Origin of the sequence: Streptomyces chiangmaiensis, assembly GCF_036281785.1 — a bacterium.
Taxonomy (GTDB): domain Bacteria; phylum Actinomycetota; class Actinomycetes; order Streptomycetales; family Streptomycetaceae; genus Streptomyces; species Streptomyces chiangmaiensis.
The window spans coordinates 1-9101 of sequence record NZ_JAYWVC010000270.1; the positions used below are offsets into that span (position 1 = coordinate 1).

General features: G+C 69.2%; 9 protein-coding genes and 1 pseudogene. All 10 read right to left on the minus strand.

Annotated elements, in window-relative coordinates:
• Window positions 1–583, minus strand: a 583-nt coding sequence (locus tag VXC91_RS39285) for a DMT family transporter (RefSeq protein ID WP_329512148.1), incomplete at its 3' end; no start/stop codon positions are given.
• 65 nt (window positions 584–648) lie between these two features.
• A complete protein-coding gene (locus VXC91_RS39290) occupies window positions 649–1053 on the minus strand; it encodes a hypothetical protein (RefSeq protein ID WP_329512149.1) in 405 nt (134 codons plus the stop codon).
• Window positions 1054–1090: 37 nt separating this feature from the next.
• Window positions 1091–2812, minus strand: coding sequence for an MFS transporter (locus VXC91_RS39295; RefSeq protein WP_329512150.1), 1722 nt, complete (start codon window positions 2810–2812; stop codon window positions 1091–1093).
• 44 nt (window positions 2813–2856) lie between these two features.
• Window positions 2857–3303 carry a MarR family winged helix-turn-helix transcriptional regulator gene (locus VXC91_RS39300; protein WP_329512151.1) on the minus strand — a complete coding sequence of 149 codons (447 nt, stop codon included), beginning with the start codon at window positions 3301–3303 and terminating at the stop codon, window positions 2857–2859.
• A gap of 122 nt (window positions 3304–3425) precedes the next feature.
• Window positions 3426–3736, minus strand: a pseudogene (locus VXC91_RS39305) (carbohydrate ABC transporter permease); the annotation flags it as partial.
• The gene (locus VXC91_RS39310) at window positions 3733–4707 is read right to left on the minus strand and encodes a carbohydrate ABC transporter permease (RefSeq protein ID WP_329512152.1); all 975 of its coding nucleotides are present in this window, start codon (window positions 4705–4707) and stop codon (window positions 3733–3735) included. The pseudogene VXC91_RS39305 and the gene VXC91_RS39310, both read right to left, overlap by 4 nt.
• 91 nt (window positions 4708–4798) lie before the next feature.
• The gene (locus VXC91_RS39315; protein WP_329512153.1) at window positions 4799–5872 is read right to left on the minus strand and encodes a LacI family DNA-binding transcriptional regulator; all 1074 of its coding nucleotides are present in this window, start codon (window positions 5870–5872) and stop codon (window positions 4799–4801) included.
• 395 nt (window positions 5873–6267) lie between these two features.
• On the minus strand, window positions 6268–7140 hold the full coding sequence (locus VXC91_RS39320; protein ID WP_329512156.1) for a universal stress protein: 873 nt from the start codon (window positions 7138–7140) through the stop codon (window positions 6268–6270).
• A 133-nt stretch (window positions 7141–7273) separates the two neighbouring features.
• Entirely contained in the window at window positions 7274–7420 is a 147-nt protein-coding gene (locus VXC91_RS39325; RefSeq protein ID WP_329512154.1) for a hypothetical protein, read from the minus strand.
• Between the two features lie 16 nt (window positions 7421–7436).
• Complete coding sequence (locus tag VXC91_RS39330; protein WP_329512155.1) at window positions 7437–8342, minus strand: universal stress protein; 906 nt, start codon at window positions 8340–8342, stop codon at window positions 7437–7439.
• Between the last annotated feature and the right edge of the window lie 759 nt (window positions 8343–9101).

The window sequence follows — 9101 nt, forward strand, 5'->3', positions numbered from 1 at the left end:
CGATTCCTTGGCGGCCGAGGGTGTCGGTGGCGGACTTCATCAGCGCGGCGGTCAAGGCGTAGCCGATGGCGGCGGCCAGACCCATGTAGGCGGCGCGGCTCCGGCCCACGCGGTGCCTGAAGGCGATGGTGCACAGCAGTGCCATTGCTCCCAGGCAACAGGTCGTCACGGCGACCCACAGAGCGGCGGGGGCTTGGAGCGTGCCTCCGCTGGGTGCGGCCGCGAACAGCCCGAGGCAGAGGCTGACGACGATGCTACCGACGGAGAGCCAGGTCGCCCGAGTCACCGGGCGGTGGAAGGCGATGCCAGCGATGAGCAGGGTGAACGGCAGCTCCAGCAGGAAGACCGGCTGCACGACGGCCAGCGGGCCGGTGGCCAGCGCGGCACCCTGAAACAGTGCCGCGAAGATGACGCCTCCGATGCCGAGCACCCAGACGGGCGTGCGAAGCAGGTCCCACATCAGGCCGATCCGGAAGTGGTCGGACCGCGGGACGAGCAAGGCGGCCCAGCGCTGCATCACGCTTCCGACGGCGTTGCTCGCGGCCGCAAGCACAGCGCAGGCCAAAGACACGGTGACCAGCACGACGACCTCCTCTCGGCGGACGGGAGCCCTCGAGGGCGTGCCGCGCTTGCGCGGCACGCCCTGTCTCAGCTCTGTGGCAGACCGAACCGGTACTGGCCACCTTGGTTTTCGAAGACGTAGGGACGCGTCACCTTGTCCCATGCGCCGATCAAGTCGGCGTCGAAGGCGGCGTTCCCCAGCGTCTGGAGGATGTTCCGCACTTCAGGTGATCGGCGCGGGTTCTCGCCCGCCAGCCACGTGGCGATGACCTGTGCCCGGGCGTCGGACAGTAGCCGAAGCTCCCGCTCGCGGGCTCGGCTGCGCTCACGGCGCAGGGACCACCGCCAACTGAGGGGGCGTCCGCCGGGGCGGCGCAACCGACGCGGTCGTGTCCCGGCATGACGTCCCAGGAGGACGCTCGCGCCGATGGCGAGGGCAGTGATCAGCCCCAAAGTCACTGTCGCGTACGCGATCTCGTACGTGTCACTCACTGTGTCTCCCAACTTGCCGGCGCCGTGCCCGCCTCCGTCACGCGCTCTTGGTACGCAGCTCCTCCAGTGCCGCGGCCGTCAACCGGCGCGGTGTCCCTCCGGGTTCGACCAGTACGACGGTGCAGGCCGCGGCGTGGGTCAGTGCGGAGGTGAAGCTTCCGTCGGTGAACTGCGCCACCGGTCCGCGCGGGGATCGGCCGACGGCGACGATGTGTGCGTCGACGTCGGCGGCGTGCTGGGCGAGGACCCTGCCTGCCGTCCCGTGGTCACCGACGCTGGTGAGCACCTGTCCGGTGGCGGGGATGCCGTGTGCGGCAAGGTGGTTGAGGTGAGCGCGTACCGCGGCGCGTGCGTGGTCGGCGTCCTCGGTGTCTACGGCCTGCTCCTCGATCACAGCGGTCTCACGGACGTGGACGACCTCGAGCGGGCGGTCGCTCTCGCGGGCGATGGCGGCGGCCGCGTCGACGATCAGGGCGGCGTCCTCGGTGGCACTGACTGCCACGATGACCGGGCGGTATCCGGGCTCAGGGGTGGCCCCGACGCGCTCGAGGGTGGGGGCCACCGTCTCGCCGTGGGCCTCGTTCCTTTCCGCAGCGCTGACCAGCTTGTGGCCCGAGGCGAGGACGAGGATGGCGAGGATGAAGGTGGCACCGCCGAGGTAGAACGGGACGCTGAGATCGGTGGCGTCGGCGAGCTTGCCGGCGACGAACGGGGCCAGGCCACCGCCGATGAACCGGATGAAGCCGTAGGACGAGGAGGCGACCGATCGCTCGACCGGTGAGACGAGCATGACGGCCTGGGTGGTGAGGGTGTTGTTGATGCCGATGAACGCCCCGCTGACGATGACCGCGACGATCACGGCGACAGGGGTGTCGACGCCGACACCGATGACCGTCATGACGATGCCGAGCGCGATCATGTTGACGTAGAGCACCGGGGCGGTGCCGAATCGTGCCTGCAGGCGAGGCGCGATGAACACGCTGAAGGCGGCGACCAGCAGGCCCCAGCCGGTGAAGACCAGGCCGAGCTGCTCGGCGTCGAGCTCCATGGGGTACGGCGCGTAGCCGAGCAGGGTGAAGAATCCCCAGTTGTACAGCAGCGCCATGATGCCCATGGTGAGCAGGCCGCGGTGCCGAAGTGCCTTGAGCGGGGCGGCCAGCGAGGTGCGATGCTCGGGCTTGGGTGATGCGGGGACGAACGCGATCGTGGCGATCATGGCGACGGCCATGAGCACGGCGACGCCGAAGAACGGCCCACGCCAGCTGATGGTGCCCAGTTCACCGCCGAGCAGTGGACCGACCGCGATGCCGAGACCGAGCGCGGCTTCGTACAGGATGATCGCTCCACCGAAGCCGCCGCTGGCCGAGGCGACGATGACCGCCAGGCTGGTGGCGATGAACAGGGCGTTGCCCAGGCCCCAGCCGGCGCGGAAGCCGACGATGCCGCCTATCGAGTCGGAGGTGCCGGCGAGCGCGGCGAACACGACGATCAGTACCAGGCCGACGACCAGTGTCCGCTTGGCGCCGATCCGGCTGGAGACCCACCCCACAACGAGCATCGCGACCGCGGTCACGACCAGGTAGCTGGTGAACAGCAGCGACACCTGGCTCGGTGTGGCCTGCAGGCTCTTCGCCAGCGAGGGCAGGATCGGGTCGACCAGGCCGATGCCCATGAACGAGATGACGCAGGCGAATGCGACGGCCCATACGGCACGTGGCTGTTTGAACGGGCTTGCCGTTGTCCCATGCATTGCGCTCATTGCCTACTTTCGCCTGGAGGGTGGTAGCTCATCGATCTCGCGGGTCACCTGGGCACCTCGGCCTGGATCACTCGGGCGAGCGCGGGGAGGGCGATGACCACCGCGGACCGCTCCTGCGGATCAAGCCGGCCCATCAGCTGACGCAGGGCCTCAGCCCGCTCGGCGCGCCGCCGGCTGACCAGCTCGACCCCGGCGTCGGTCGATTCGACCAGCACGCCCCGTCGATCGTCGGTACTCGCGATGCGGCGTACGAGCCCGTCGCGTTCCATGCGCGTGACCAGCTGTGTCATTCCGGGCTGGGAGACACCCTCGGCGCGTGCCAGCTCGGTCAGCCGCTGAGGCCCCTCGCGACCGAGGCGGCCCAACGCGGAGGACGCCGCCGTGCTCAGCCCCCCGGCCGTGCTGACCTGACGCACGTACCGAACCACCTGCTCAAAGGCGACGACGAGCTCTTCGCCGGAGCCACCGAGTTCCATAACCTCATTATGCATAAGGTCATTATGAAAACGAGCAGGTCGATCGTCAATGTGACCTGGACCTCAACCCTGGCACCGTCGCCCCGGCCGGGACTGCACTCGACACCCGCACCATGTGGAATCCTCCGGTGCGGAAGGTAGCCGAGCATCGAGCAGAACAGCAGGTTGCAGGCGGTCACCAGGACGGCCACGACCAGCGAGTTCATGAAGTACCGCGGCATGTCCAGCTGGTGGAGCAGCGCGGAGAAGTTGCTCAGCGTCCAGCGCGAGGGGATCCACACCGGCGGGCTGGCGGTGAGGTCCCCGTCTTGAAGGCGGACAGCGCCATCCACAGGAAGGGCGCGGCCATGACCAGCATGCCCGCACTGGCGATCACGTACAGCAGCGGCTTGCGCAGGCTCTGGCCGCGCGAGCCGCGGTCGGACACGTTTGCCGTCGGCGCGCTCATCGGGTGTTGTCCTTCAGCAGTCGGAGCTGGAGCACCGTGATGGCCAGGATGACGACGAACAGGACGTACGCCATGGCGCTCGCATAGCCCATGTGGAAGAAGTTGAAGCCCTCGCGGTACATGTCGAGCGAGACCGTGAGGGTCGAGTCCGAGGGACCGCCCTGGGTCATCACGAACGGCTCCTCGAAGACGTTGAGATAGCCGATCGTGGTGATCACGGTCGCGTACAGCAGGGTGGGCCGCAGCAGTGGGATCGTGATGCCCCACAGTTCCTGCCGGCCGCCCGCACCGTCGAGGCGGGCGGCCTCCCGGACCTCGGTGGGGATGGCTTGCAGGCCGGCGATGAACAGGACCATGACAGTGCCGAGGTTGCGCCAGACCGCCATCGCGATCAGTGCGGGCATCGCCCAGGCCCGGGACCCGAGGAAGTCGGGAGCCTGAACGCCCAGTTCGGAGCAGAGCCCGGCCACGAGTCCGTCCGACGGGTCGAGGACGAACCGCCAGACCACCGCAACCGCGACGATCGTGGTGACCACGGGGGCGTAGAAGCCGACCCGGAAGAAGGTACGGGCACGGTCGATCCCGTTGTTCAGCAGGATCGCGACCAGAAGCCCGAGCACGATCGTCAGCGGGACGCCGACGACCACGAAGTACGCCGTGTTGAACAGCGCGGTGAGGAACTTGTCGTCCTGGAAGAGCTGCGTGTAGTTGTCGAAGCCGACGAACCGGGCCTCGAGCGGTCGCGTCACGTTGCGTGCCCCGAAGTCGGTGAAGCTCATCAGGAGCGTCGCGACGATCGGGAAGAGCATGAAGACGCCGAACAGCACCAGGAACGGCGCGGAGAACATCCATCCGTGCAGGTTGTGACGGGCGAGGGAGCGCCGGCCCCGTCGAGGCGCGGCACCTCCCACGGACTCCCGCGTCTTCGTCACTGCCGCATCGGGTGCGGCCGGTCCTGTCGTGAGGGACATGACGGTTAATGGCATGTCCGACGATCCAGCGATATGACCGACTCCCGGCACAGGCGCCCCGCCCCGCGGAGGCGGTGAACGGTGCACCCCGCTACGACTGCGTTCGTCCCTCGGCGCAGCCGCAGCTCGCCCGGCGGACCACGCTGACCGGCAACATACGGGACACCGGGGCGCCGGTGTAGCGACCGCTGAGGCGTTGCACCAGGAGGTCGGTCGCCTCCTCGCCCATCCGCACCATCGGCTGGCGCACAGTGGTGAGGGCGGGGCGCACCAGGCGGCTGAGGGGGATGCCGTCGAAGCCTGTCACGACAGCGTCCTCGGGAACCCTCAGACCACGCCGCTCGAGCTCGCGCAGCGCGCCCACGGCCATCTGGTCGTTGGCGAAGACGAACGCGTCCGGGCGCTCGCCGGGACGCTCGCACAGCAGCGCGGCGGCACGGGCGCCCTCGGCCTGCGTCATCATGCCCACCCGGACCGCCGGCTCCCCCGCGACCTCGACACCCGCGTCCCGGCAGGCGTCCAGGAAGCCGCGGAAACGGGCCTCGACGTCCGGTGACTCCTCGATCATGCCGATGTAGGCGGGACGCCGGATCCCATGGTCCGCGAGCAGATGCCGGGTCAGCTCGCGCTGGCCGTCCTCGTTGGCCACCTCAATGTGGTCGAGATGGTCCAGGGAGTCGGTGCCCTCCCTGGGGCCCGCGAGCATGACGACCGGACGCCGCCGGGAGATCACCTCGAGTTCCTCGGTCGGGACAGTACGGGCCAGCACGGCGAAGCCGTCCACCCGCCCGGCCACCTTGGCGACCAGGCTCTCCGGGCCCCCTTGCAGCGAGGCCGCGATGAGCAGGGCATAGCCGTGGCGGCGGGCGGCCCGCTCCATGCCCCTGATGATCTGGTCCGAGTAGAGCATGGCCGCGTCGTCGTCGTCGGTGTCCGCGGCCGGATCGGCGTAGTCCGGGAAACACAGGCCAAGGACTCCGGTGGAGCGACTGGCCAGCCCGCGGGCGTTGCCGCTGGGCACGTACCCGAGTTCCCTGGCCGCGGCCAGCACCCGCTCGCGAGTGCTGGCACGCACGGAATCCGGGGTGCGATAGACACGGGACACCGTGGCGATGGAGACACCCGAGCGTTCGGCGACGTCGTAGACCGTGGGCGTGACAGTCACGATGCGGGTCCGTTCGCCGTTCGGGGCTCCGTGCTGTCGGCGTTCATGGTCCTTCTCGAGTGTCCCAGCGTGAATGAAAGCGCATTCACTCTAGGTGTCCGGTGAACGTCAGGCAACCGTTCCTGAGGGCTGAGCATGAGTGGCACAGGCTCAGTCGGGCGCTCCGAACGGCGTTGAGCGTCCTGGCCTGCCGCTTTCGCGCCGCGTCTGGTCCCAGTGGATCGTGTCCGGGGCGGACACAGGTGCCCGAACCGGTGCGCCCTTCGAGGCGACCGCGCACGGCTGCCGACGCGCTGACCTGGCCCGCCGACCACCAGTCCCGACCAGCCCGCGCATGCCGGCCTGAAGTGCGTCGGTGGCAGGAACCCGCTCGACGACACCTACCCGACGGCCAGTCAGACCCGCTGGGGCACGATCGCTACCGGGCAATCCGCATGGTTCAGCAGTCTGTGGCTCACTCGGCCGAGGTGACGCAAGTGGCCCTGCCTGCGCCGCGCTCCGATGACTGTGAGGTCCGCAGCGGCCGAGCGCCTGAGCAACACCGAATGGGCAGGCCCTTCGACCGTGCTGCGGCGCACCCTCACATCCGGGTGGTCCGTCATCGCATCGAGGAGCAGGACGTCGAGGAGGTCGGACGCCCGTCGCTCGTCTTCTCGCGCTGTTTCCCCGGCAGACCCGGGGTGGCCGATGGTCTCCCGCGCCGGGTGGCGCCAGGCACGAACGACATCGAGGACACACTCGCGTACCTCAGCCTCACGGAATGCGAACCGCACCGCCTCGTCCGTCGCACCGGGCTCCCCGGCACCGAGGAGGATGCGCCCGTGCGCGCCGATCAGGCCGGCCTCGTCACCGCGGATCACGATCACAGGTCCGGATGCCCGCGCTGCAACAGCCAGGCTGACCGAGCCGAGGAGCAGCCCTTTGAGCTCGCTGCGGCCACGGCATCCTGTCACCAGCGCGACGGCGCTGCTGCCTTCCCGTAGCAAGGCCGACACCGCGTCCTCGGGCAAGACGTCACCGGACACCTTCAGCCGGGGGTTCCGTCGCTGTGCGCGCTCTGTCGCCGTCGCGATGACGTTCTCCGCCATCACTTGCTCCGACGGAAGCTCCATACTGCTCGTCGGTCTGACGCCTTCGTAACGTTCCCACAGGGAGGCGTACACCAACCGGAGTGGCAGACCGTGCCGGGCCGCTTCATCCGTCGCCCAGTCGACTGCCGTGAGGCTCGAATACGATCCGTCGACACCCACGACCAGGGGAAGCTCCATCATCTTTCCCACCGCCTTTCGTCGTGCTGCGGAGCGATGGAGCGGTGGGCTCCATGCCCACCGTCATGCCCTCGGCCCGGCGGCAGCGGGGGCGGATCGGCTCTCGTCGGGGACGTTCGGCCCCGGCCTGCCGCTACTCGAGACCGCGATGACACCCTGCGGACAGGGGAAGGCCGAGCGGGGTCATCCCGGCCAGGCCCGCTCCCTTGCCGCTCAGCAGATCGACCATCTCCCGGCTGCCCTCGGCGAATTCGTACACGCAGCGCGTCGGTGTGCTCATCGCGGTCTCGGCCCGGTCAATCGTGGGGAACGACGGCCAGCGGGCAGCCGACGTGATGGACTGCGGCATGGGTGACGGGGCCGAGGCGCGGCACTGTGGGTCGCTCGGTCATGCGACGGCCGACGACGAGCAGGCTCGCCGAAGAAGCGGCTCGGACGAGGGCGGTGGACGCTCTGTCCTCCACGACGGTCTCCATGACCTCGGTCTCGGGATACTTGTCGTGCCACACGTGCAGCAGGGCGGACAGGAACTCCTGCCACTCCTCGGCCCGCTGCGGATCGTTCACCAGTCCGATGTCCCCGGGACCGAGGCTGATCGCGGAGGGTGCCTGCCATGCGTACACGACACGGAGCCGGGCGCACCGCAGCCGAGCCGCCTCGAATGCGAACTCGATCACCTCGTCGCAGGGATCGCCGAGGTCGATGCCCAGGACCACGTCCCGATAGCCCGTCCGGGTGGACGGGTTGCCGTCGCCCCCCGGGAAGTGCTCGTCTTCGGCCTCCTCTTCCGCGCGTACGAGGACGACGGGACGCGCGGCCTTCGCCACCGCCGCCAGGGCGACGGAGCCGACGAGGAATCCGGTGAAGCCGCTCAGCCCACGCGAGCCCAGCACCAGCAGCTCAGCCTGTTCGGACGCCTTCACCAAGGCCTCGGCCGCCGGGCCCTCGAACTGCTCGTCGGTGACCTGGACGCCCGGAACGGCGCCGCGGACACGCTCCGCCGCCTGGCGCAGGACGCGCCGTGCAAAGTGCCGCTGCGCGGCGTTCGCGAGTTCTCCGTCGTCCGTCTGGTGGGGATGCCAGTTCCAGGCATGCACCATCCGCAGCGGGCGGCCTCGGCGTACCGCCTCACGAGCGGCCCACTCGGCGGCGGCGAGGCTCTCGGCCGATCCGTCGACCCCGGCGATGACGGGCTGAAGCATGGTGCATACCTCCTGCGCTCGGTCCGCTTGTCACTACCAGCCTCTTGCCATGAACACTTTGCGTATATGGGCCGCACGGTCTGCCTCAGGTCCATTCGGCCCTGCGCCCGCCCGCCGGAGGGGGACGGTCACCAGGTGGTCGGGGCCGTGGATGGCTGGTCGTACTCGACCGCTTGGTGGTAGAGGCCCGCTGCTGCGAGGCTGCGGCTGACCTTGGAGATACGCGGGTGGGTTGCGGGCCGTACTGCGCGGTGGCCGCCGACGGGGCTGGTTCTGATGGGATCTGGAGGTCTTCGAAGTCCGCATGTCCTTCACGGCGGTGAGCCCGGTGGAACGGCAACTCGTGGGCGGCGACGCGGTCCGTTTCCACCGTGGTGAGGTCCCTCCGGATCCGATCCTGAAGTACGAGGCTTCGATCGGGGGCCGCGGCACCGTTCATACGGGCGGCCCGCCACCGGGCCGTCGGCGAGGGCGCAGAGGATGCCATGGGCGACTGCGCCGACGGGCAGACCCTGCGCCGACAGCTCGCACCGAGCCCCGGTCCGGTGCGAGCGGGGCCGGACTCTCCCTGTCCGGACTCTCCCTGTATCGAAAGGCTGATCAGACGGCGGCGGGACGCGGGGCGCGCAGGTGTGCCCGGTTCTTCAGCTCCTCCTCGTCGACAAACGTGAACATCTGCTGACCCGGCTCACACAGCATGAACACCACGAACTTGGTCGGTGCGTCCGGCAGGGCGTTGCCGTCCTGGTAGTGGATCAT